Source organism: Nocardia sp. NPDC050378 (assembly GCF_040655675.1).
Taxonomy (GTDB): Bacteria; Actinomycetota; Actinomycetes; order Mycobacteriales; family Mycobacteriaceae; genus Nocardia; species Nocardia coubleae.
This window is the reverse complement of the sequence record NZ_JBFAKI010000003.1, coordinates 100,277-124,272: the sequence shown is the minus strand read 5'-3', so window position 1 is coordinate 124,272 and position 23,996 is coordinate 100,277. Positions and strand designations below refer to the sequence as shown.

The 23,996-nt window shown below is 68.4% G+C and carries 19 protein-coding genes and 1 tRNA gene; 5 read left to right on the top strand and 15 right to left on the bottom strand.

All coding sequences use genetic code 11. The features are described from left to right. Nucleotides 1-37: 37 nt before the first annotated feature. Nucleotides 38-3,919, top strand: coding sequence for a Pls/PosA family non-ribosomal peptide synthetase (locus tag AB0I35_RS08275; RefSeq protein ID WP_357395136.1), 3,882 nt, complete (start codon nt 38-40; stop codon nt 3,917-3,919). Beyond that, nucleotides 3,919-5,250 (top strand): M1 family metallopeptidase, encoded by a 1,332-nt coding sequence (locus AB0I35_RS08270; RefSeq protein ID WP_357395457.1) that lies wholly within the window; start codon nt 3,919-3,921, stop codon nt 5,248-5,250. Before AB0I35_RS08275 ends, AB0I35_RS08270 begins: the two co-directional genes overlap by 1 nt. Here the strand turns inward: AB0I35_RS08270 and AB0I35_RS08265 are convergent. Both AB0I35_RS08265 and AB0I35_RS08260 read right to left on the bottom strand, forming a co-directional pair. Next, nucleotides 5,235-5,420 (bottom strand): hypothetical protein, encoded by a 186-nt coding sequence (locus AB0I35_RS08265; protein WP_067495829.1) that lies wholly within the window; start codon nt 5,418-5,420, stop codon nt 5,235-5,237. The genes AB0I35_RS08270 and AB0I35_RS08265 overlap by 16 nt on opposite strands. Before the next feature lie 38 nt (nt 5,421-5,458). Then, nucleotides 5,459-5,914 carry a DUF2752 domain-containing protein gene (locus AB0I35_RS08260; protein ID WP_357395135.1) on the bottom strand — a complete coding sequence of 152 codons (456 nt, stop codon included), beginning with the start codon at nt 5,912-5,914 and terminating at the stop codon, nt 5,459-5,461. 190 nt (nt 5,915-6,104) lie between these two features. On the opposite strand from AB0I35_RS08260, the gene AB0I35_RS08255 reads away from it, so the two are divergent. Next, on the top strand, nt 6,105-7,190 hold the full coding sequence (locus AB0I35_RS08255; protein WP_357395134.1) for an alpha/beta hydrolase: 1,086 nt from the start codon (nt 6,105-6,107) through the stop codon (nt 7,188-7,190). Between the two features lie 110 nt (nt 7,191-7,300). Here AB0I35_RS08255 and AB0I35_RS08250 read toward each other — a convergent pair whose 3' ends face one another. The 6 genes from AB0I35_RS08250 to AB0I35_RS08225 all read right to left on the bottom strand — a co-directional run bounded on the left by AB0I35_RS08250 (nt 7,301) and on the right by AB0I35_RS08225 (nt 14,242). Then, on the bottom strand, nt 7,301-7,669 hold the full coding sequence (locus AB0I35_RS08250; RefSeq protein ID WP_357395133.1) for a hypothetical protein: 369 nt from the start codon (nt 7,667-7,669) through the stop codon (nt 7,301-7,303). 870 nt (nt 7,670-8,539) lie between these two features. Then, nucleotides 8,540-8,872 carry a hypothetical protein gene (locus tag AB0I35_RS08245; RefSeq protein ID WP_357395132.1) on the bottom strand — a complete coding sequence of 111 codons (333 nt, stop codon included), beginning with the start codon at nt 8,870-8,872 and terminating at the stop codon, nt 8,540-8,542. Between the two features lie 311 nt (nt 8,873-9,183). Beyond that, a tRNA-Thr gene (locus AB0I35_RS08240) sits at nt 9,184-9,256 on the bottom strand. A 57-nt stretch (nt 9,257-9,313) separates the two neighbouring features. Beyond that, entirely contained in the window at nt 9,314-10,513 is a 1,200-nt protein-coding gene (locus AB0I35_RS08235; protein WP_357395131.1) for a DNA polymerase III subunit delta', read from the bottom strand. A gap of 320 nt (nt 10,514-10,833) precedes the next feature. Next, the gene (gene topA, locus AB0I35_RS08230) at nt 10,834-13,713 is read right to left on the bottom strand and encodes a type I DNA topoisomerase (RefSeq protein ID WP_357395456.1); all 2,880 of its coding nucleotides are present in this window, start codon (nt 13,711-13,713) and stop codon (nt 10,834-10,836) included. Nucleotides 13,714-14,035: 322 nt separating this feature from the next. Beyond that, nucleotides 14,036-14,242, bottom strand: a complete 207-nt coding sequence (locus AB0I35_RS08225; RefSeq protein ID WP_019044597.1) for a cold-shock protein — start codon at nt 14,240-14,242, stop codon at nt 14,036-14,038. Between the two features lie 434 nt (nt 14,243-14,676). Here AB0I35_RS08225 and AB0I35_RS08220 point away from each other — a divergent pair, with 434 nt between their 5' ends. Next, nucleotides 14,677-17,067 carry a DEAD/DEAH box helicase gene (locus AB0I35_RS08220; protein WP_357395130.1) on the top strand — a complete coding sequence of 797 codons (2,391 nt, stop codon included), beginning with the start codon at nt 14,677-14,679 and terminating at the stop codon, nt 17,065-17,067. A gap of 297 nt (nt 17,068-17,364) precedes the next feature. On the opposite strand, the gene AB0I35_RS08215 is transcribed toward AB0I35_RS08220, so the two are convergent. The 7 genes from AB0I35_RS08215 to ssd all read right to left on the bottom strand — a co-directional run bounded on the left by AB0I35_RS08215 (nt 17,365) and on the right by ssd (nt 22,491). Continuing rightward, on the bottom strand, nt 17,365-17,838 hold the full coding sequence (locus AB0I35_RS08215) for an Rv3654c family TadE-like protein (protein ID WP_357395129.1): 474 nt from the start codon (nt 17,836-17,838) through the stop codon (nt 17,365-17,367). Nucleotides 17,839-17,918: 80 nt separating this feature from the next. Continuing rightward, nucleotides 17,919-18,233, bottom strand: coding sequence for a TadE family type IV pilus minor pilin (locus tag AB0I35_RS08210; protein ID WP_357395128.1), 315 nt, complete (start codon nt 18,231-18,233; stop codon nt 17,919-17,921). A gap of 41 nt (nt 18,234-18,274) precedes the next feature. Next, entirely contained in the window at nt 18,275-18,484 is a 210-nt protein-coding gene (locus AB0I35_RS08205; RefSeq protein ID WP_357395127.1) for a DUF4244 domain-containing protein, read from the bottom strand. 72 nt (nt 18,485-18,556) lie between these two features. Beyond that, the gene (locus AB0I35_RS08200; protein ID WP_357395126.1) at nt 18,557-19,180 is read right to left on the bottom strand and encodes a type II secretion system F family protein; all 624 of its coding nucleotides are present in this window, start codon (nt 19,178-19,180) and stop codon (nt 18,557-18,559) included. A gap of 132 nt (nt 19,181-19,312) precedes the next feature. Beyond that, nucleotides 19,313-19,969, bottom strand: coding sequence for a type II secretion system F family protein (locus tag AB0I35_RS08195; RefSeq protein WP_357395125.1), 657 nt, complete (start codon nt 19,967-19,969; stop codon nt 19,313-19,315). Between the two features lie 255 nt (nt 19,970-20,224). Beyond that, entirely contained in the window at nt 20,225-21,406 is a 1,182-nt protein-coding gene (locus AB0I35_RS08190; protein ID WP_357395124.1) for a TadA family conjugal transfer-associated ATPase, read from the bottom strand. Then, nucleotides 21,406-22,491, bottom strand: a complete 1,086-nt coding sequence (gene ssd / locus AB0I35_RS08185; RefSeq protein WP_357395123.1) for a septum site-determining protein Ssd — start codon at nt 22,489-22,491, stop codon at nt 21,406-21,408. The genes AB0I35_RS08190 and ssd overlap by 1 nt, the downstream gene beginning before the upstream one ends. Before the next feature lie 370 nt (nt 22,492-22,861). Between ssd and AB0I35_RS08180 the strand changes: the two genes are divergently transcribed. Next, nucleotides 22,862-23,722, top strand: a complete 861-nt coding sequence (locus AB0I35_RS08180) for an HAD-IB family hydrolase (protein ID WP_067495865.1) — start codon at nt 22,862-22,864, stop codon at nt 23,720-23,722. Nucleotides 23,723-23,996: the final 274 nt, after the last annotated feature.

The following is a 23,996-nucleotide window of genomic DNA, read 5'->3' as shown; positions in this document are numbered from 1 at the left end:
CGATGGGGGTCAACCGATGAGAGGTGGACTGAGCACGATGCTCGAGCCACGCACCGAGGGCCCGGCGAACCGGCGGCACGATCCGCTGCTGCGCGCCGATCTGGCCGCGCCGCCACGCACCCTGGTCGACATCCTCACCAGCACCGCCCTCGCCCACCCCGACGCGCCCGCCATCGACGACGGCACGACCGTGCTCAGCTACCTGGAACTGATCGCCGCGATCGAGGCCAGGATGACCGAGCTCGCCGAGGCCGGGGTCCGCCCGGGCGACCGGGTGGGCGTGCGGATGCCCTCGGGCAGCGCGGCGCTGTACGTCACCATTCTCGCGGTGCTCTACTGCGGTGCCGCCTACGTGCCCGTCGACGCCGACGACCCGGAGGAACGCGCCCGCCTCGTCTTCGGTGAGGCGCGGGTGAGCGCGATCGCGACCGCCGCGGGCATCGAGTCCGACACCGCCGTCGCGGGCAACGGTCACAGCGATCCGCACACTCTGCCGTCCCCCGCCGGCGACGCCTGGATCATCTTCACCTCCGGTTCCACGGGCACCCCGAAAGGTGTTGCGGTAACCCACCGCAACGCCGCCGCGTTTGTCGACGCCGAGGCCCGGTTGTTCCTGCGCGACGCCCCGATCGGCCCCGGCGACCGCGTGCTGGCCGGCCTGTCGGTGGCGTTCGACGCCTCCTGTGAGGAGATGTGGCTGGCTTGGCGCAACGGCGCCTGCCTCGTTCCCGCCCCGCGCGATCTGGTCCGCACCGGCGCCGACCTCGGGCCGTGGTTGATGCGCCGCGAGATCAGCGTCGTCTCCACGGTGCCGACACTGGCCGCCACCTGGCCCTCGGACGCGCTGGAATCGGTGCGGCTGCTGATCTTCGGCGGCGAGGCAGTGCCGCCGGAGCTGGCCGAACGTCTGGCGGGCGCCGACCGCGAAGTGTGGAACACCTACGGGCCGACCGAGGCGACGGTCGTCGCGTGCGCGGCGCTGCTCACCGGCGAAATGCCGGTGCGCATCGGTCTGCCGCTCGACGGCTGGGACCTCACCGTCGTGGACCCACAGGGCAACCCGGTACCGACGGGCGAAACCGGTGAACTCGTGATCGGCGGTGTCGGCCTGGCCCGCTATCTCGACCCGGCCAAGGACGCCGAGAAGTACGCCCCGCTGCCGTCGCTCGGTTGGGAACGCGCTTATCGCAGTGGCGATCTCGTGCGCAACGACCCAGAGGGCCTGGTCTTCCTCGGTCGCGCCGACGATCAGATCAAGATCGGTGGCCGCCGCATCGAACTCGGCGAGATCGACAACGCCTTGCAGCATCTGCCCGGCGTGAGCGGCGCGGCCGCCGCGATTCGGACAACCAAGGCGGGCAACAAGATCCTCGTCGGCTACCTCACCGGCGCCGGACCGGACTTCGACGCCAAACAGGCCAGAAAGATATTGGCCGAACAACTTCCGGCCCCACTTGTCCCGCGCCTCGCGGTAGTGACCGACCTGCCGACGCGCACCTCCGGCAAGGTCGACCGCGACGCGCTGCCGTGGCCGCTGCCGAGCACCGACGACACCGCCGACCACGGGCTGAGCGGCACCGCCGCCTGGGTCGCGGGACTGTGGGACGCCATTCTCGGCGCCGAGGTCACCGATCTGGACACCGACTTCTTCGATGTGGGCGGCGGTTCGCTCTCGGCCGCCCAGCTGGTCGGCGCGCTGCGCGAGCGGTATCCGCATGTCACCGTTGCCGATCTCTACGATCATCCGCGCCTGGGTTCGCTGGTGCAGTTCCTCGACGGCAGCGCCCCTGTGGCCGCCGTCGACGCGCGGGTGGTGGAACCGACTCCCCTGCGTGCTCAGCTCACCCAGGTACTGGCCACCGTCCCGCTCACCACGCTCACCGGCTTGCAGTGGGTCACTTGGCTGGCGGTGGTGTCGGCGATCGCGGGCTGGTCCGGTTCGCTGCCGTGGTTGCCCCGGTTGTCGTGGTGGTGGATCGTGCTGGCCTTCGTGCTGTTCATCTCGCCGATCGGCCGGATGACACTGTGCGTTGCGGGCGCCCGCGTGCTGCTCGCCGGGGTGCGACCCGGCACCTACCCGCGCGGTTCGTGGGTGCATCTTCGTCTGTGGGCGGCCGTGCGGCTCTCGGAAGCCAGTGGTGCCGAGAGTCTTTCGGGCGCGCCGTTGATGGTGCCGTTCGCACGGGCGCTCGGCGCCAAGATCGGCAAGGGCGTCGACCTGCACTCCCTGCCGCCGGTCACCGGCATGCTCGAACTCGGTGACGGCGCGAGCGTGGAACCCGAGGTCGACCTGTCCGGTTACTGGGTCGACGGCGACCGCGTGCACATCGGCGCCATCACCATCGGCGACGGCGCGGTGATCGGCGCCAGATCGATCCTGCTGCCCGGAACCAAGATCGGTAAGCGGGCCGAGATCGCGCCCGGTTCGGCCGTATCCGGCAAGGTCAAGGGCGAACAGGAATGGGCGGGCTCACCGGCGGCGAAGACCGGTAAGGCACCACGCCGCTGGCCCGACCACTCCCCCGAGCGCGCCAGACACTGGCTGATCGTCTTCGGCCTGTCGTCGATGGCGCTCGCCGCGATGCCGGTGCTCGGCCTCGCCGTCGGCGGCACGTTCATCGCCTGGTGGGTCCGCGAGGAGACGACCATCGGCGCCGCCGCCCTGCGCGGCTTCGCGATCCTGCCGGTCGCCACCCTGCTCAGCCTGGGTGTGTACGCGGTGGCGACGGTGATCGCGGTCCGCCTGCTCGGTATCGGCCTGCGCGAGGGTTACCACCCGGTGCGCAGCCGCACGGGCTGGCAGGTGTGGGCCACCGAACGCCTGCTCGACTCGGCGCGCACCTTCCTGTTCCCGCTGTACGCCAGCCTGCTCACCCCGATCTGGTTGCGGCTGCTCGGCGCGCGGATCGGCAAGAACGTCGAGGCCTCGACGGTGTTGTTGCTGCCCAAGTTCACCGTGGTCGCCGACGGCGCGTTTCTGGCCGACGACACCATGATCGGCAGTTACGAACTCGGCGGCGGCTGGTTGCGCATCGGCGAGGCCAAGGTCGGAAAGCGCGCCTTCCTCGGCAATTCCGGGATGACCGCACCCGGTCGCCGGGTGCCGAAGAACGGGCTCGTCGCGGTGCTGTCGGCGGCGCCGAGCAAGGCGAAGGCCGGGTCGTCGTGGCTGGGCAGCCCGCCCGTGCGGTTGCGTCGTGCGGCCGAATCCTCCGACACCTCCCGCACTTTCGACCCGCCGCTGCGGTTGAAACTCGCCCGCGCGTTCGTGGAGACCTGCCGGCTGATCCCGGTGATGGTGACCTTCGCCATCGGCCTCGGCGTGCTGTTCACCCTGGCCCTGATCGCCCAGCACAGCGACTATCTGGTGGCCGCGCTGCTGTCCGGGCTGGTGCTGATGGTTGCCGGCGCGGTGGCGGGCGTCATCGCGGTCGCCGCGAAATGGCTTCTGGTAGGCCGGATCCGGGCGGTGGAGCATCCGCTGTGGAGCTCGTTCGTGTGGCGTAACGAGGTGTCGGACGCCTTCGTCGAGACCGTCGCCGCACCCTGGTTCGCCCGGGCCGCCACGGGTACCCCGGTGATGAATCTGTGGTTGCGCGGACTCGGTGCCAAGATCGGCCGAGGGGTATGGTGCGAATCCTATTGGCTTCCGGAGGCAGACCTGGTGACACTCGGTGACGGCGCGACCGTGGAACGCGGCTGCGTGGTGCAGACCCACCTGTTCCACGACCGCATCATGGCCATGGACACGGTGACCCTCGACGCCGGCGCGACCCTCGGCCCGCACTGCGTCGCCCTGCCCGCCGCCCACATCGGCGCCGGCGCCACCATCGGACCGGCCTCGCTCGTCATGCGCGGCGACGTGGTCCCCCCATCGACCCGCTGGTGGGGCAACCCCATCACGCCCTGGGCCAGTTGATGCGCTCGTTCTACGAGGACCCGATCGACGCCTACCTCCCGCAGAACGGCAACCGCGGCTACCGGGTGTCGCGCTACGAGCTGGAACTGAGCTACAAACCGGCCAGCAATCGGCTGGCCGGGCGCGCGGTGATCATCGCGGTCACCACCGAGGTTCGTTCGTCGTTCACCCTCGACCTGTCCCCCGCGCTCGGGGTGTCGAAGGTGTTCGTCAACGGGTCCAAGTCGGTGAAGTTCAGTCATCAGCGCGGCAAGCTGGCCGTCACCCCGCAGCAGAAGATCCCGGCGGGCGGGGTGCTCGAGATCGCCGTGCACTATTCGGGCACGCCGAAACCGGTGCGCGGACCGTGGGGCGAGGTGGGCTGGGAGGAACTCACCGAGGGCTCACTGGTGGCCAGCCAGCCCAACGGCGCGGCGTCGTGGTTCCCCTGCGACGACCATCCGAGTTCCAAAGCGTCCTACCGCATTTCGATCACCACCGACAGCCCCTACTACGCGCTGGCCAACGGCACCCTGATGCGTAAGCAGGCCAAGGCGAGCCAGACCACCTGGGTGTACGAGGCACCCGAGCCGATGGCCAGCTACCTGGCGACCATCCAGATCGGCAACTACCGCAAGTACCGCGTGGGCAGTCCCGGCGAGCCGGTGCCGATGCAGGCGATCGTCCCGCCGCGGCTACGCGCGAACTTCGAGCACGACTTCGCGCGTCAGCCGCAGATGATGGCGTTGTTCACCGAGAAGTTCGGGCCGTACCCGTTCGAGAACTACAGCGTGGTCGTCACCGACGACGACCTCGACATCCCGATCGAGGCGCAGGGCATCTCCATCTTCGGCGCCAATCACTGCGACGGCAGGCGCGGCGCCGAGCGGCTCGTCGCCCACGAACTGGCACACCAGTGGTTCGGCAACAGCCTGACCCTGCGGCAGTGGCGCGACATCTGGCTGCACGAAGGCTTCGCCTGTTACGCCGAGTGGCTCTGGTCGGAGGCCTCGGGTGGGCCGGGCGCCGATCAGCTGGCACGCGCCGCGCATACGAACCTGGCCCGCCAACCGCAGGACATCATCGTCGGCGATCCCGGCCCGGCGGACATGTTCGACGACCGCGTCTACAAGCGCGGCGCCCTCACCCTGCACGCCCTGCGCCTGGAACTGCGCGACCACCTGTTCTTCCAGCTCATCCGCGAATGGACCGCGCGCTATCGGCATTCGTCGGTGACCACCGAGGACTTCGTCGACCTCGCGGGTCATTACAGCGTCGCCCCGCTGCGCGGGCTGTTCGCGGTGTGGCTGGGCACCAAGCCGTTGCCGCAGCTGCCTCAGAACACCAAGTAGCGCTGGGCCAATTCTTCGACGAGCGGGTCGTCGGCGGGCACCATCTCGAGTGCTTCCAGATCGTCGGCCACCGAAATGTGGCGGTTGTCGTCCTGCTCGGGATCGGGCCCGTCCTCGGCGAGATGACGCTGCAACTTCTGCCGGACCCGGTCCTTCAGTGAATCGCGCATAGTTCCAGATTGCCCGTCGACCCGTGCGCACGCCAGCCTCAGACGGGCGTGAGCCAGGTTCCCCACGGGGTGTTGCGCAGCACCGAATACCCGATGAGCAGGCCGAAGAACGCCCACACCGTCACCGGGCTCAAGCCGGGTAACCGCCAGCCTTGCCCGCGTCCGGCGCGCAGGAACCAGTCGATGACGAAGGCCGCGAACGCGAGGGTCAGCGGCAGCGCGAGCAGGTTGCTGTGCAGGGAATCGATGATGCGGCCGTCGGTGAGGTTGTGCATCGCGCGCATCCCGCCGCAGCCGGGGCAGTACACCCCGAACATCGCGTACACCGGGCACAGGCCGTAGGAACCCTCCACGTGCGGGTCGCGGAAATGCAGCAGAGCCAGGGTGCCGATCCCGATACCGGCGGCGATCAGCGGCGGCGCGAACCGCCGCCAGGGCGGCGCCGGGGTGTCGGCTGCGCCGGAAATCCCGGTCGCGACGTGCGCGTTGTCCACCCTCTTACGGTAACGGCGCCCGGTGGAGGCCGCCACCACGCCTGTAATTCCCCGGCCGCTTCGGACGATTTCACAAGGTAAGCGGGTGTTGATACCCACTCGGCAACAAATGGGACACTCTGACCCGCTAACACTAGCTAGCACGCAAGCTCGCACTGTACGGTGGCCTACGACACAAAGGAGTGCCGATATGCTTGCGAAGTCGATGATGACGCTCGCGGCAGCGCGTTCCACGGTCTCGAGTTTCGAGTCCGGCGCACTGACCGCCCAGTTCCGTGCCGGGCTGCGTACCCGCAGTTTCGCCACCGCGAAACTCAACGCCCCCGCCGCCCCGCACCGGGTCGTCCCGGTCACCACCGCCGACGGAGCCGAACTCCGGGTGCACGTCTACGGCGACGACACCGCACCGCCGCTGGTGCTCATCCACGGCTGGGCGTGCAGCATCGAGTACTGGAACCCGCAGATCAGCGCCTTCGCCGACAACTACCGCGTGGTCGCCTACGACCAGCGCGGCCACGGCGAATCGACACTCGGCACCGCTGCCCCCAGCGAGCACACCCTCGCCGACGACCTCGCCACCGTCCTCGAAGCGACCCTGCGCCCCGGCGAACAGGCCGTACTCGCCGGTCACAGCATGGGCGGCCTGACCATCCAGGCCTGGGCCAAGCATCACCCCGAGCAGGTCACCGAGCGAGCCGCCGCCGTGCTGCTGGCCAACACCGCCAACTCCGACATCCGCGCCGAAACCGACCTGCTGCCGCTGCTCAACAAGCAGCTCACCGTGGCCACCACCCCCGTGACCATCCTCGGCGCGCCGATCCGGATGCCGCAGCAGATCAGCGAAACCGTGCTGTTCACGCCGGTCCCGATTCCGGGCGGCTGGCTCACCGAGCAGGTGTTCCGCTACCGCATCCTCACCCCGGCGGCGACCGCCGACGAGATCGACTTCGCGATCGGCATCATCCGCTCGTGTCGTCCGCTCGCGCGCGCCCGGCACGCCGCGGCCATGGCCGACATGGACCTCACCGCGGGCACCGCCAACCTGACGGTCCCCACCACGGTGATCGCCAGCGCCCAGGACCGCCTCCTCCCGCCGCGCATGTCACGGCCCATGGTCGAGGTGCTGCGCCGCTCCGGCCACCTGACCGACTTCCACGTCCTGCCGCACGGTCACCTCAGCAACATCGAAGACACCGATGCCTTCGACACCGCCCTGCGCCGTGTCCTGCTCAGCGCCCACTCCCGGTCGACGCGCGCCCGCAAGGCCGCCCGCTGACCGACCCCGAACTTCCTGAGCACGGTCAACGGCGACCGGCTCAGGGGGCCACCCGGAAAAGGCCCTCGACCATGTGGTCGAGGGCCTTTCCGTGTCGGTCGGTGCCGAGTTCACTCGCGGTAGACCACCACGTAAGCGTTGGTCGCCGTGCCGATGCTGTAGGGCCCGATGCAGGATGCCGCACCCTGCCCGGTCGGACTGATCGCGCCGCTCCATGAGCCCTGGTAGGGACCGATTCCCATGAGCGGGAAGGCATTCGGGATGCCGGCCAGCCCCCAGCACTCGACGATCAGGCTGTACTCGCGACTCGCGGGCGCACCGGTGTCATGACAGCTGACCGAAGCGCCGACCAGGTCGCGAGTGACCACGCAGTCCTGTGGGCCCGCGTGCGCGACACCGGAACCGACAACAGCCGAGAACCCCACCACCGACGCTGCGGCGGCTGTGAGGCGAACTGCCGCGACCACTGATTTCCTCATATGGAATCTCCCTTGGCTCGTTATATAGCAGTCGGGCATATCGTTAGCGTTGTTACACATCAAGGCAACAGCAGTCCCCAGTACAGCTTCCATCGGACCCACGCCGACGCCACATACAGCACCTGCGCGACCGTGCCGATGATCCCTACCCCCGCTGTTGTCACCAACAGGCGTGCGGCTCCGACTCGTGGCAGACGCCAGGTACTGGCAACTCGGTGAGAGCGCGCAGCCGAGCTGCCGCGGGCAATGCGTTACCAACGCCGCGACGTCTCCGGCTTCTACATCACCTATTGGTGTCGAGCGAGACGCGCCGACTCGACGCACTCGCCGACCCGACAGGCCATCGACCTTTGCGAGACCACCGACATAGTCATAGAACGGCCACCGCCGCGACCCGCGAAACCAAGAAGATTCGAACGGGTCGTTAAGCCCCCCAACGGCAGGCTGATCACGTGAATTCTCCCGCAACACACCGTGTTCGACCCATTGCCATAGCGCTGGTCGCCGCTACGCCGACGGTCGCGTTTGCCGCTCTCGCCCAGACGGAAAGCACCCGATACGGAGCCATCGCCATCTTGGAATCGACCGGGCATACGGTCCGTGCATGGGCTTCGATTCGCTGTCCGCCGAATCCGCCGCGGTCGACTACTGCGATGAGTCCGACTGCTACAGCTAGGTGCCGTCGAAAGCGGATGGTGCGCCGCCGTGGCCCTGGCAAGCGATGGCGCCTGGTCGTAAGCACGGGCCGACAACCGCGCACGACCCTGTCAGCCGGGATATGGAGCGCTGCGCCCCTCCAAATAGTGGGGAGATACCACCGACCTCACCGCGGATTCCGTTCAGCAGTTCACCGGCTGGGGAAGTTTGCTACTAGGCCCGATCGCGGTTGCGGAAGTTCTCGGCATCTCGCCAAGCCTGATCTATGTGCGCCGGGCGCTGGTGACCACAATCGAGCTCGGTGCCTGACTTGTCGCGAACGGTGCTGCCGGAACGCGACGAAGGCCAGAGGAGGAGGCCGTCGTCCAGCCACTCCACCATGAAGTCCCCGTTGTCCTTGCCGATCACATGCTCGGCGTAGTCGGCATCATCGAAATCGAAGGTGAACTCATCTCCGGGGTTCATCCAGTAATCCCTCCCCCACGGTTCGAGCCAGACCACGAGCGCCTGATCCGAGTGGGGGTTGGACAACGTCATCTTGGGCACCGAGAAGACCTTAGGCCAGCGGGTGACGGTCACTGGTCGGTTCACTATCGCCGTAGCCCGAGATTCGTTCGGTAATTCGCTGGGTGGGAGATCCCGGCCTGTGGTCGGCATCGTTGGCGACCCGCTTCGTAGCACGCCGTTGGAGCCTCGCAACGTCAATCGTGCCCCCGCCGAGCTGGTGAAGATGTCTGGTGTTCGTCCGATCCGTCTTCATGATCTGCGCCACTCATGTGCGACGCTGCTGTCGGGATGGTGTCGTCAGGAGCCACAATGGCCCTTCCCGGATTACCGGAAAGGGCCATTGACCTCGGAGCCGCCTGGGGGAATCGAACCCCCGACCTTTTCATTACGAGTGAAGCGCTCTACCGACTGAGCTAAGGCGGCGTGCCTTTCGGCGACGAGAGTCTATCGCGAGTGGGGCTGGATCGCGAAAACGGGTGGTCAGGTGGAGCGGGCGGCGATGAGGGTGGCGACCATGGCGGCTACGGCGAAGCGGGGTTTGACGTTGAGGTCCAGGGCTTCGCGGCAGGCTAGGACGGCGTCGATGCTGCGGAGGAGACCCTCGGGGCGGACCGAGGCGGCGAGTTCGGTGATCTCGTCGGCCATGTCGGGGTGGGTGAAGGTGATGGAAGCGCCTCGGCCGGCGAAGCGGAGGGCGAGGGCGTCGCGGTACATGCCCGCTACGTCGATGAGGGCGCGGTCGAGGGCGTCGCGGCCGGTGCGGGTGGCGCGGGATTTCTGGCGGCGCTCCAGTTCCTTCAGCACGCCCGCCGAGCCGCGAGTGGCCGAGGCCGCGCCCTTGCCGGTGCCGCCCGCGCCGAGGGCGGTGGCGAGTTCGTCGCGTTCGCGGTCGTCGCGTTCGGAGCTCATCTGTTTGGCTTCGTCGTCGGCCGACTTCACCAGTTCGTCGGCGGCGGTGTAGGCGGCGCCCGGCCGTTCGGTGGCTTTGACCAGGGCGAGGGCACGTTGGCGGCGTTTGCGGGCATCGTCGTCGGTGGCCAGGCGGCGCGCCCGGCCGACGTGCCCGCCGCTCACCGACGCGGCCCAGTCGGCGGTTTTCGCGTCGAGCCCGTCGCGCTCTTTCAGCACCTGCGCGATGGACGGCACCGACGGCGTGACCAGGTGCACATGCCTGCACCGCGAACGCAGCGTGACGGAGATGTCCTCTGGGTCGACCGAGGGCGCGCACAGCAGGAAGACGGTGCGGTCCGGCGGTTCCTCCACCACTTTGAGCAGCACGTTGCCCGCCGCCTCGGTGAGCCGGTCGGCGTCCTCGACCACGACCACCTGCCATCGGCCGGTACTCGGACGCCGCGAGGCGACCTGCACGATCTCGCGCATCTCCTTGGTGCTGATGCTCAAACCCTCGGGGACGACCCTCCGCACGTCACCGTGCGTTCCGGCCATCGTGGTTGTGCACGCGTGGCACTTGCCGCAGCCGACGGTGTCCGGGTGGGTGCACTGCAAGGCCGCCGCGAAGCACAGCGCGGCGATCGAACGGCCTGATCCCGGTGGTCCGGTGAACAGCCAGGAATGCGTCATCGCACCGGTGACAACACCGGCCCGCGCCGCCGTGGCGGCAGCGGTCAGCTCGGTCTCGACCACGTCCTGGCCGACCAGTCGATCGAAGACTCCTGCCACAGCCTCACACCCTAGCCGCGCGCACCGACAACTCTCGAGGGCGGTGGCAGCTCCCCCGCACGCCGGCCGATAGGGATCCGATCGGGTCTGGACGCCTCCGGCCGCACCGAGATGCACGATGCGATCGACGAGTCGCCGCCGTTCAGCCCAGCGCCTCCATTCGCCCGGTTCAGCAGCCGCACCCGGGCGCAGCACCACCTTGCAACCTCGTGCGGTCGCACGGACCGACTGATTCGGCCGAACTGCGTCAGCTGCGCTCGCTGAGCGCAGGATCCGTTGCGCCGGAATGCGATGGTGCGCTGCCTCGAGCGGACCGGGGATCAGTCTTCGCTTGCCCCACCGCTTTTCGCTGCCGCCTTCTTGGCCGGTGCCTTCTTCGCAACCGTCTTCTTCGCGGTCGTCTTCTTGGCGGTGGTCTTCTTGGCAGCCGTCTTGGTCGCCGTCGACTTGGCCGCCGTCTTCTTGGCAGGTGCCTTCTTGGCCGCCTTCTTCGCCGTCGCCTTCTTCTTCACCGGCCCACGCGCACGCCGGTCCGCCAGCAGCTCGGAGGCGCGTTCGTCGGTGATCGACTCGACCTCATCGCCCTTGCGCAGGCTGGCGTTCGTCTCGCCGTCGGTGACGTAGGGACCGAAACGGCCGTCCTTGATGACCATGGGCCGGTCGGTGGCCGAATCCTTGCCGAGTTCACGCAGCGGTGCCGCGCTCGCCGCCTGCCGCCCACGCCGCTTGGGTTCGGCGTAGAGCTTGAGCGCCTCGTCCAAGGTGACGGTGAACAACTGCTCTTCCGACGCCAGCGAACGGGAGTCGGTGCCCTTCTTCAGATATGGGCCGTAGCGGCCGTTCTGTGCCGTGATCTCCTCGCCGGAGGTGGGGTCGTTACCGACCACGCGCGGCAGCGACAGCAGCTTCAACGCGTCGTCGAGCGTGATCGTCGACAGATCCATCGACTTGAACAGCGACCCGGTGCGCGGTTTGACCTCCGCGGCCTTCTTCGTCGTCTTCTTGGCAGGCGCGGCGGCCGGGTCCGGTGCGGGCGGTTCCGGCAGGATCTCGGTGACGTACGGCCCGAAACGTCCTTCCTTGGCGACGATTTCGTGCCCGGTGGCCGGGTCGATGCCGAGGGAACGACCCTCCTGCGGCGTCGAGAACAGTTTCTCGGCGACCTCGGGAGTCAGCTCGTCGGGCGGCAGATCGTCGGGCAGGTTGGCGCGCTGCGAGATCGGATCACCGTCCGGGTCATCGGGATTGACGACCATGCGCTCCAGATACGGCCCGAACCGGCCGACGCGGACCACTACATCGCGGCCCTCGTCGTCGACGAACATCTTGATCGAGTTCACTTCGCGCGCGTCGATGTCGTCGAGCTGCACGGAGACCATCTTCTTGAGGCCACCCGAACGCGCGACCGAACCCTCGGCGCCGTTCTCGCCACCGAAGTAGAAGCTGGACAACCAGTTTCCGCGCTGCTCGCGCCCACCGGCGATGGCGTCGAGGTCGTCTTCCATGGCGGCGGTGAAGTCGAAGTCGACGAGCCTGCCGAAGTACGCCTCGAGCAGACCGATCACCGCGAAGGCCACCCACGACGGCACGAGCGCACTGCCGCGCTTGTACACGTACCCGCGATCGAGGATCGTCTTGATGATCGAGGAGTACGTCGAGGGGCGGCCGATGCCGAGTTCCTCGAGCGTCTTGATCAGCGAGGCCTCGGTATAGCGCGCGGGCGGGTTGGTGCTGTGCCCGTCGGGGTTGAGCTCGACGGCGGTGACCGCCTGGCCCTCCTCGAGCGCGGGCAGACGCGACTCGGCGTCGTCGGACTGGCCGCCCGCCTCCTCGTCGACACTCTCGACATAAGCCTTGAGGAAACCGGGGAAGGTGATGGTGCGGCCCGAGGACGAGAACACGCACTCCTCACCGGAGCGCGCGGTGCCGGTGATACGGAGGGTGAGCGTGGTGCCGCGCGCATCGGCCATCTGGGAGGCGACGGTGCGCTGCCAGATCAGCTCGTAGAGGCGGAATTCGTCCTGGTCGACCTTCGACGCGAGCTGGCCCGGCGTCATGAAGGTGTCACCCGACGGACGGATCGCCTCGTGTGCCTCCTGCGCGTTCTTGACCTTGCGGTTGTACTGGCGGGGCGTCGGCGACACGTATTCCGCGCCGTAGAGCTGGGTGGCCTGCGAGCGGGCCGCGGCGATCGCCGACTCCGACAGCGTGGTCGAGTCGGTTCGCATATAGGTGATGTAGCCGTTTTCGTACAGCCGCTGCGCCACGCGCATGGTGCGCTCGGAGGTGAACCGCAGCTTGCGGCCCGCTTCCTGCTGCAATGTCGAGGTCATGAACGGCGGATACGGCTTGCGCGTGTACGGCTTGGCCTCGGCCGAGCTGACCACCAGGTCGACACCGTCGAGCGACTCGGCGAGCCGGCGCGCGTACGCCTCGTCAAGCACCACGACACCGGAGGCGGACTTGAGCTGACCGTCGGAGCCGAAATCGCGGCCCGACGCCACGCGCGCGCCCTCGACCTGCACCAAGCGGGCGCCGAAGGTACGCGGGTTGGTGGAGTCGGACTTCTCGTCGGGGCCCGCGTCGAGCTTGGCGGCGATGTCCCAGTACTCGGCGGAGCGGAACGCGATGCGCTCACGCTCACGCTGCACGATCACGCGAGTGGCCACCGACTGCACGCGACCGGCCGACAGGCGCGGCATGACCTTCTTCCACAGCACCGGGCTGACCTCGTAGCCGTAGAGGCGGTCGAGGATGCGGCGGGTTTCCTGCGCGTCGACCAGGTCGTTGTCGAGGTCGCGGGTGTCGGCGGCGGCCGCCAGGATGGCGGGCTCGGTGATCTCGTGGAAGACCATCCGGCGCACCGGGACCTTCGGCTTGAGCGTCTCGAGCAGGTGCCAGGCGATGGCCTCGCCCTCGCGGTCGGGGTCGGTGGCGAGGTAGAGCTCGTCGGCGTCGGCCAGCAAGCCCTTCAGTTCGGCGACCTTGGCCTTCTTGTCGGGGCTGACGACGTAGATCGGTTCGAAGTCGTGATCGACGTCGACACCGAGGCGAGCCCAGGGCTGGCCCTTGTATTTGGCTGGCACGTCGGCGGCGCCGCGGGGAAGGTCGCGGATGTGGCCGACGGAGGCTTCGACGGTGTAGTTGCGGCCGAGATAAGGCGCGATCTTGCGGGCCTTCGTCGGGGACTCGACGATCACGAGACGACGCAGGGGTCGCCCCTGGTCGGCTGAACTGCGGTCTCGTGTTGCCACCGGCGAACACCTTCCTTCTAGATCCGCGCCTCGGGAGGTCCGCTCGGAGCGCGGCTGGGGCAGACGGCGCGACGTTCGACATCGCCACCAGTGACGTTTATACCCTGCGCCCATGGGAAGAAGCGCCGTCGGCGGCTGGCGCCGGGGTTTTCAGGTGCGCGTGCTCGCGTGTTCCGGGTCTGCCGTTCTGGCCGATCGTACCCGGAAATGGCTCGTCCCCCACCTCCGCGCACGGGGGTGGGGGACGGGCGTAGTTGTGTTTCGCAGCTCAGGAGAGCGCGCGAACGCCGGTGGCCTGCGGGCCCTTGGTGCCCTGGCCGACCTCGAACTCGACCTTCTGGTTTTCCTCGAGGGTACGGAAGCCCGTGCCCTGGATCTCCGAGTAGTGGACGAAGACGTCAGCGGAGCCGTCCTCGGGCGCGATGAAGCCGAACCCCTTCTCCGCGTTGAACCACTTCACAGTTCCCTGTGCCATTCTGTTCCTTCTCTTTCTTACCGGAACGGCGGACAACTGGGTTCGTCCACCGGGTCCGTTGAGACCGCTGTACTGTTGGATCCCCCTGCAAGGAAAACCTGAGCACGGCGTTCGCAACATCGATCCTGCTGATGGTTGGACTTTGGATCCGTACCTCGAACACAGAAGCTTGCGACCGAGACCCAGTGAACCATGTCTCCGAGCAATTCAACAGTCGAGTTACCGACAATTTGCAAAATTCTTGATCTTGCGAATGCGCAGGTAAGGGGACGATTGGGTGTATCCGTACTTTCAGTCTGTTTGCTTAGGGATAACCGGGTGAGCTTCCAGCAAACCTCCTGTGACCCAGGTCGCTATTGGGTTACGAAAACCCAGGTAGCCCTCGGCGCACACACACGTTTCACACTTCCGATGTCGCATGAGAGGGCAACCGGATGAATCCGACAGAGCGGACCGAGGTCCGCGCGTCGTCCGCGGTCGAAAGCTACGGCCGATCGTTGCTGAATCGTGTCCTGCTCGATGCGGCATCGAGCACTGGTCCGCTGACCCATGTCGCGGAGCTGCCCGCGCGGCCCGCCCGCACGACGGTCTGGCCGGATTGGGTGCCGTCGGAGCTGGTCAGCGCGCTGAGTGCACAGGGAATCGAGCGGCCGTGGGCGCATCAGACGCGCACCGCCGAGCTCGCCGCCGCTGGCGAACACGTCGTCGTGAGCACCGGAACCGCCTCCGGTAAGTCCCTCGGCTACCAGTTACCGGTCCTCACCGCCCTGCGCGACGACCCGCGCGCGACCGCCCTGTACCTGTCTCCGACGAAGGCTTTGGGTGCTGATCAGTTGCGGGCCGTCGGCTCGCTGATCCACGACAACCCGCTGCGCGAGGCCCATCCGGCGAGCTACGACGGTGACACTCCCGCCGAGGTCAGGCAGTGGGTTCGGGCCAATGCGCGCTGGATCTTCACCAATCCCGACATGCTGCACGTGGGGGTGCTTCGGTCGCATCAGCGCTGGTCACGGGTGTTGCGCAACCTGCGTTACGTGGTGGTCGACGAATGCCACGCCTACCGAGGGGTGTTCGGGTCGCATGTCGCGCTGGTGCTGCGCAGGTTGCGAAGACTCGCGCGGTTCTACGGCGCCGATCCGGTGTTCATCCTGTGCTCGGCCACCAGCGCCGATCCGGCCGAGTCGGCGAGCAGGCTGGTCGGGGCGCCGGTCACCGCCGTCACCGAGGACGGTTCGCCGTGCGGCGCGCGCACCGTCGCGCTGTGGGAACCGCCGTTGAGTACCGCGGTGACCGGGGAGAACGGGGCGCCTGTTCGGCGTACCGCGACGAGCGAGGCCGCCAAGATCATGGCGAGCCTGGTGGCCGAAGGGGCGCGGACACTGACCTTCGTGCGTTCCCGGCGCGGAGCCGAACTGATCGCGCTAGAGGCGCGTCGAGTGCTCGCGGACACCGCTCCTGAGCTGCGAGAACACATCGCCGCGTATCGCGCGGGCTACCTGGCCGAAGACAGGCGGGAACTCGAGCAGGCGTTGTCGCGCGGCGATCTGCTCGGCGTGGCGAGCACCAACGCGCTCGAGCTCGGTGTCGACATCGCCGGTCTCGACGCCGTCGTCATCGCCGGTTTTCCGGGCACGGTCGCGTCCTTCTGGCAGCAGGCGGGCCGGGCGGGAAGGCGTAGACAGGGTTCGCTGGTGGTGCTCGTCGCGACCGACGATCCCCTCGACACCTATCTCGTGAATCACCCGGAAGCCCTCCTCGACCGCCCGATCGAGGCGACGATCACCGACCCGTACAACCCGTACATCCTCGGTCCGCAACTGCTGTGCGCCGCACTGGAACTGCCGCTCACCGATGCCGAGGTAACCGAACTCCGGGCCGCCGACGTGCTCGCCGACCTGGCCGAACAGGGCCTGATCAGGCGCAGGCCCGGATCCGGGCGCCTGCCCGCGCGCTGGCATGTGACGGCGCAGAGTCACCCCCACGACGCCGTCGACGTGCGCGGCGGACTTGGCACGCCCATCGCGATCGTCGACGCCGAGAGCGGGCGGTTGCTCGGCACCGCCGACGCCGGCCGGGCACCGGCGACGCTGCACGACGGTGCCGTGCACCTGCATCAGGGCGAGACCTACCTGGTCGACGAACTCGACCTCGACGGTGGCGTCGCGTTCGTCAACGAGGTGGATCCCGGTTTCACTACCAGCGCCAGACAGCTCACCTCGATCAGCATCGAAACGGTGCTCGAGCAGCGGGTACTCGGTGCGGTCACGACGGCATCAGCGCAGGTCGCGGTGACCAACCAGGTCGTCGGCTACCTGCGCACGCTGGTGACCGGAGAGGTGCTCGACCAGGTGGAACTCGACCTGCCCGCGCAGACCCTGCACACCAAAGCCGTCCTCTACACCGTGACGCCGCGGCTGCTCGCCGCCGCGGGCATCTCCGATGACCAGCTTCCCGGCGCCCTGCATGCCGCCGAGCACGCGGCCATCGGGATGTTGCCGCTGGTGGCGGGGTGTGACCGCTGGGATATCGGCGGCGTCTCCATCGCCGAGCATCCCGATACCGGCGCGCCGACGGTGTTCGTCTACGACGGACAGCCGGGTGGCGCGGGCTTCGCCGAACGTGGATTCGCCCAGCTCAGCGCATGGTTGTCGGCAACCCTCGACGCGATCCGCGGCTGTGGGTGCCACGAGGGCTGTCCGTCCTGCGTGCAATCGCCTAAGTGCGGCAACGGCAACAATCCGCTCGACAAGGCAGCCGCCGAGCGCCTGCTGGTGGCGGTTCTCGGTGAACTCGCGGGCCATACCGACGGCTCCGCCACGGCGTGATGCCGCCGTCGCGACAACGTGACCGTCGCTACACCCCACTGAAAGTTCACTGGTCAGTTGTCCGGATTTGCCCTGACCAGTACTAACGGCCTGGGTGTTACTCGTCGGTAGAATAAAAAGGAATCTCCTTCCATTAACTGACACATTGCCAATCAGGCATCGATGGTGTTCATCGTCATTTGTTTCATTTTTTTCGCGGCGCCTTCAATAAAAGCGCTGGAAATGGCTGGCGGTTCGTTCCGGTAAATTCGAGTTAGTTCAGCACGGAAGCACGCCGACCTGTGTGAACGCGTGGCATCACCCGCTCTCCTCGACCGGCCCGGCCCGCGCCGCGGCGACCACGGACCGCACACCGAACACTCCGAGCCCCACCTGCCGTTCGACAGTCACCACGGCATCCCACTGCGCCACCTCGCACCGTGACACGCGTGACCCCATCCGCCGCGCGACATCGCCCGCCTCGGCGCATCCCGCCTCCGCCCCTTCCGCCAAAGCACCCGCAGCGGCCAGCGCCCCCAGATCGGCCGCCGCCTGAACCCGGTGCCGTGCCACCACCACGGCACCCACCTGCCCCACCATCAAGGTCGAACAGATCAGCCCTGCCAACGCCACGCACGCGAAGACCGTCGCACCTCCCTGGTCGCGTCCCGAAGCTGCGGACCGGTACCACCGCCGGTTGCGGGAGGTCGAGCCATACCGGGGTCCGGCTCGACGGTTGTACGGTTCCTCGCCGATCGGGTGACGCAGTGCCTGGGCGAGTGCGGTGCGCATCAGTCCTGAGACACGTGGGGAGGAAAGACAGGCCGCGTGGTCGATAGGTGGCGGCGTGTCCCGAGGAGGGATCGGTGTGCTCATGGCTGGATTCCGGGTTCGATGACGGCTACCGCTTCGGCTCGCAGGTGCAGGCCGGGGAGCAGTGGGGTGGTTGCGGCGACTGTGGCGATGACACGGTCGCCGTCGTTGCGGAGTTCGACGGTGGCTCCGGGTGGGGCGACCGTACGGCCTGCGGCGATGGCGTGGGTGGTGTCACCACGTGCGGCCAGGCGCGCGGTTTCGCGGGCGGCATCGACACAGCGCACCTGGGTCGACGCCGCGAGCAGTGCGCCGACGCAGAGGGCGACCGCGCATACGAGGGCGGCGAGGGCGATGGCGGCCTCGACCGTCACCGCTCCCGTATCGTCGGCGAGACCGACAGCGCGACAGCGATTTACACGCTTGTGTTGAGTGCCTTGTCGATGATCGATGTCAGCGCGTTGACGATGTTGTCCCCCGTGACCACCGCGTAGAGCACGGCGCCGAAGGCGGCCGCGGCAATGGTTCCGATCGCATATTCCGCCGTCGACATCCCGGCGTCGTCGAACAACAGCCGGGTGAAGCGGGCTCGGACCTCCTGGCAGACGGTGCGTACGTGCGTCATCGTGATCCCCTCTCATCTCCCACCGCGCGGACGATCCGCCCGGTGACGTTTCGTGGCCCGTCTGACGGGCGTTCACGGCAGGCCGCCGTTGCCGAGGACCCGGCCCGCCAAACCGACTACGACCGGGACGATCCCGAGGCAGACGAAGGCGGGCAGGAAGCAGAGACCGAGTGGTCCGCCGATCAGCACGCCCGCACGTTCGGCGCGTGCCACGGCGGCGTCCTCCACTTTTTCGCGTCGCTGCGTTGCCAATTCGGCGACGGCGGTGGCCAGCGATGCGCCCGACCGGGCCGAGCGTCGCGCCATCCGCGCCAGCGACTCGACTTCGTCGGCTCCCGCGGAACCGGCCGCGTCGGCGGCGGCGCGCTCCCACGCCGTGGTGGCGTCGGCGCCGAGCGCCAGTAGGTCGGCGGCCCGCAGCAGAGCCGCGCGTAAGACCGGTGGTGCGGTGGGAGCGCTGGCTCGTGCGGCTGCCGCCATCGGCAGCCCGGCTCGCAGGCACGCGGCGAGTAGATCGAATGCCGAAGCCGACCCCAGCGGGTCCGCCTTCGCCGTCACCCGCACCGGAGCCAGTGCCGCCGCAGGCCCGAGAGCTCGCAATCGCCGACTGACTGCCACCCTCCCGGGCAACACCAGCAGTGCGACAGCCAGAATCAGCACCGCGAGCGGTAGCGGCGCACCGAAATCACGCTGCACAACGACCCCTTTCACTCGACATCGGCGACCGTCCACACCCATCCACAGCCCTGTGCGCGGTCCGCGACCCCTGGTGGGCCGGCCTCCACAGCAGTTCACAAGTCGGCACTGACCCGAGACTCCGTGGAACGCTCATGCCGTCCCCCTTCGGGTGATGACATCCGTCCACAGCAATCCACAGCAGGCCAAGGCGGTGCCGAGGGGGAGGAGGAATTCACCTGCGGAAGAGGCGAAGAGGACCGACAGGGGTGCGGCGCCCATCAGCTGGCCGAGTCCTATCCCCACGATCGGGAGTCCGGCGAGCACCGTGGCAGAGGCTCGAGCGCCCGCGAGCGCGGATTCGGTGCGGTCGCGAAAGCGGGTACGGGCGAGGAGGTCGGTGCGGGCGGCGAAAAGGAGTTCGGCCAGCGCCAGGCCGTGTTGCTCGGCGACGCGCCAGGCGGTCGCTATCCGCGACAACTCCTCGGCGACAACGGAATCCGGATGCACCCATCCATCGGCGCCCGAACCACCGAGACGGCTTCTACCCGCGCTGATCGCGAGCACGCGCGCCGCTTCACCCCGCGACTCGCCCGCAGCCGATTCCGCCGCCGCGCTCGGATGAGCTCCGACCCGCAGCTCACCGACTACAGCTTCCAACCCGGCCAGCAGATGCGCGCATTCCTGCCGACGCTCCCGCTCAGCCCGTCCGCGCCGATTGCGCACAGCCACAGTCACACCGAGCATGAGTGCGGCCAACCCCGTTCCGACTCCGAAGCCGAAAGCCGCACACCCCACCAGGATTCCCACACACCACTCCACAGGCACACGCGGCGACCGGCTCCGCTGCCCCACCCCGAACAGCCGCGCGAACCTCCGCTGCCCTCCCGAAACGGGAAGCACAAGCACCGCGACCGCACAACAGAGCAATCCGACGCCCATCTCTCTCACCTCCATTCACGTTTCGCGACAACACCTTCGACAAGCAGCTTTTGTCCACAGACGCCCACATCGGTTGAAGATCCCTCGCCCGTCGACGGAGGCGCATACGCGTACCTGCCTCACTCATCCGAGCCTCGATTCCAGGAGCCGGGCCAGTTCCGCAGCGCCCGGGGTCGGGGCCGAATCGGAACGCCAGGCGGGGGTGATGTGGATGGAGTCGGTGTCGCGCTGGAGAATTCCTATTTCCCGGAGTCCTCGGGTGCCGTCGGCGCGCCGGTGGACGTGGAGGACGACCTGGACCGCGGCGGCCAGCTGGCTGTGCAGGGCGGCGCGGTCCATTCCACCCAGGGCAGCAAGGGCTTCCAGTCGGGCGGGGACTTCCTGGGGCGAGTTCGCGTGGACCGTACCCGCGCCGCCGTCGTGGCCGGTGTTGAGGGCGGTCAGCAGATCGACGACCTCCGCGCCGCGGACCTCACCGACGACGATCCGGTCGGGGCGCATCCGCAGCGCTTGGCGGACCAGATCGCGAACGGTGACCGCGCCGACCCCTTCCACATTGGCCGTGCGCGCCACCAGGCGAACCACATGCGGATGTACGGGTGCCAGTTCCGCGGCGTCTTCCACGCAGACGATCCGCTCGGCGGGATCCACGGCCGCCAGCAGCGCGGACAACAAGGTCGTTTTTCCCGCACCGGTTCCGCCGACCACGAGGAACGCGAGGCGGGCGCGCACGATATCGCCGAGAAGCGCACGGGCCGCGGCAGGTAGCGAGCCGGCGGCCGCGAGGGCATCGAGGCCCTGGGTGGCCGGGCGCAGGACGCGCAGCGACAGGCAGGTGCCGTCGTGGGCGACAGGCGCGAGGACAGCATGCAGCCGCACGCCGAACGCGTCGCCGAGGGTTGCCTCGGTGCCGGTGAGCTTGCCGTCGACCCACGGCTGGGCGTCGTCGAGCCTGCGACCCGCCGCCAGGGCGAGACGCTGGGCGAGCCTGCGCACGGCCGCTTCATCGGCGAAACGCACGTCGGTGCGCTCGAGGCCGTGGCCGCGATCTATCCACACCGCATCCGGACCGGTGACCAGGACATCGGCCACGCGCGGATCGTGCAGCAGTGGTTCGAGCAGGCCGGCGCCGGTCATCTCGGTCTGCAGCAGACGCAGGGCGCGCAGCAGGTCGGTATCGGCGAGGACACCGCCCGCTTCGGCCCGGATCGCGGCGGCGAGTTGGGCGGCATCGGGTGCGCCCGCGTGTTCGGCGAGGCGTTCGCGGACCCGCTCGAGCAGGTCGACGGTGACGAATGTCGTCATCACACCTCAGCCCCGACCATGGCGAGAACCGCGTCGGCCGCATCGCGCAGCGGACCGCGCCTGCGCACGCTGAGCCCGCCGCGTTCGAGCCGCGCGGCCAGCCCGGCTTGTCCACGCACGGCCGCGAGCAAGGGCAGCCCCAGCACCTCGGCCACCTCCGCGCCGCGCAAGCCGCCCGGTGCCGGGCCACGAACCACCAGGCCCCGGTTCGGGTTTCGCTCACCCAGGTACGCCGACACCACCTCGGCGGCGGCTACCGAACGCAACCGGGCGGGCACGACGAGAACGACGAGATCGGCGGCATCGACCATCACGTCGGCCGCCGCACCGCGCTCCCCCGACACATCGCAGACGACCAGATCACCTGCGGACCTCCCGGATTCGATCACCGCACGCACCGCCGCGGGCGCCAGCTCGGCGGGCGGACCCGCGCGCCCACAGGAGAGCACAGCCAACCCGGGACAGGCGGCGGGCAGCGCGTTGTGCAGTGCGGCGGCGGAAACCCGTCCGTCCTCGATCACCAGGTCGGGCCAGCGCAGCCCGGCGACGTTCTCCATCCCGAGCACGAGGTCGATGCCGCCGTCCAGGGGCGCACCGTCGATGAGCACCGCGTCGCGCCGCACTCGCAGCGCCGCACCGCGTAAGGCCGTCGCGGCGGCGAGCGTCGACGCGCCGGCTCCCCCACCCGCACCCGCCACCGCGACGACCACCCCCTCTCCGGTGCGCGCCTCGGCATGCTCGGCGAACTGCTCGACCAGCGCGACCGCCGCACCCGGCAGCCCGACGACGCGTTCGGCACCGACGGCGGTGGCGGCCTGCCAGTCGGCAACGGCCGGTTCACCTTCGGTGACGAGCACGATCCCCGCCCGCCGCGGACAGCCCGCCGCGGCGGCGGCGATCGCGGCATCGGTGTCGAGGATCACCAGCCCCGCCCCCGCCCAGGCGTGCCTGCCGACAGGCATGTGCCGTTCGTCGGTGACCCGCTCGGCGGCCGCGGCCACGCGGCGCACCTCGGCGCGCAGCCGTTCGTCGCGCACGAGCACGAGGGCGGGCGAGATCGGAGCGGAGGCGGGGGCGAGGTTCATGCGGTTCAGCGTGCTCGCGGAGGACCTCGGCCGACACCCCTCGAACGGCGATTGTGGATAACTCGCGGGGTGTGGACAACTTCCGAATACGCTGCCGGATGAAAGTAATCGTCCTGAAAATAGAGGACGGCCCCAGCCGGGGGGGAGGAGGCTGGGGCCGTCGGGTTCAGCCCCGGGGGGTCGGGCTGAACGCGCCTGGACCATGTCCAGGTGTCAGCAATACTACACCCATAACCCGCCGACGGCGCAAGTAGCGTCGGCCGACATTCTTCGGCGATTCGCGCCCTCCGGCGTCCGCGGGGCAAACGCCGAACAGTTGCCTGAGCGGGCGGATACCCCACCCGTCGGTGCGCGTGCCTATCCTGTTGTCGTGACCGCCGATCGCCGCCAGACTCCGCCTACGGACACAAGACTCGATTCCTCGGGCCGTGCGCCGACGGCCGGCGGGCGGGTGGCCGCGTTCTTCGATCTCGACAAAACGGTGATCGCGAAATCGAGCGCGTTCGTGTTCAGCAAACCCTTCTACGCACAGGGGCTGATCAACCGCAGAGCCGTACTGGAGAGCAGCTACGCGCACTTTTTGTTCCTGCTGTCGGGTGCCGATCACGACCAGATGGAACGAATGCGGGCAAACCTGGCCAACATGTGCGCGGGCTGGGATGTGCAACAGGTGAAATCCATTGTGGCCGAGACACTTCACGAGTTGGTCGACCCCCTGATCTACGCCGAGGCCGCCGACCTGATCGCCGATCACAAGATCCGCGGCCACGATGTGGTGATCGTTTCGGCGTCCGGCGAGGAGATGGTCGGGCCGATAGCCGAGGCGCTCGGCGCCTCCCACACCGAGGCGACGCGGATGGTCGTCGAGGACGGAAAATACACCGGCGAGATCGAGTTCTACTGCTACGGAGAGGGAAAGGTGGCCGCGATCGAAAAGCTGGCCGCCGCAGAGGGTTACGACCTGTCCCGGTGCTACGCCTACTCCGACTCGGCGACCGACCTGCCGATGCTGAGCGCGGTCGGCCACCCGACCGCTGTGAACCCCGACCGCGCGCTGCGCAAGGAGGCCGTCGCACGCGGCTGGCCGGTGCTCACCTTCTCCAATCCGGTGTCGCTGTGGTCGCGGTTCCAGGCGCCGTCGAGCACCACGGTTGCGGCGACGGCGGCGGTCGGGCTCAGCGCCGTCCTGGCGGGCGCGATCAGCTACCGGCTGCTGCGTAAACGCCGCTGACCTGCGACGCGGGCTTGACCCGCAAGCACGGATCGCCGGCTGACACGCCGAAAACAAGCGGATTCGGTAATGCCACAGAAACGCTTGAAGTGAGCGCGGTCACAGTGTAAGAATGGAGTCACGGAAGGACGGAAGGCCAAGACGGGACCGGAAGAGAAGGTTTCGCCTCCCATCCCACCCTTCCCAGCACGGACGCCAGGCACCCACGCGGAGCGCGCCGCGACAAGGGCAGCAGAGTTGTGGGCCTGCGAAATTCGGGCAGTCGTCGGCGAGA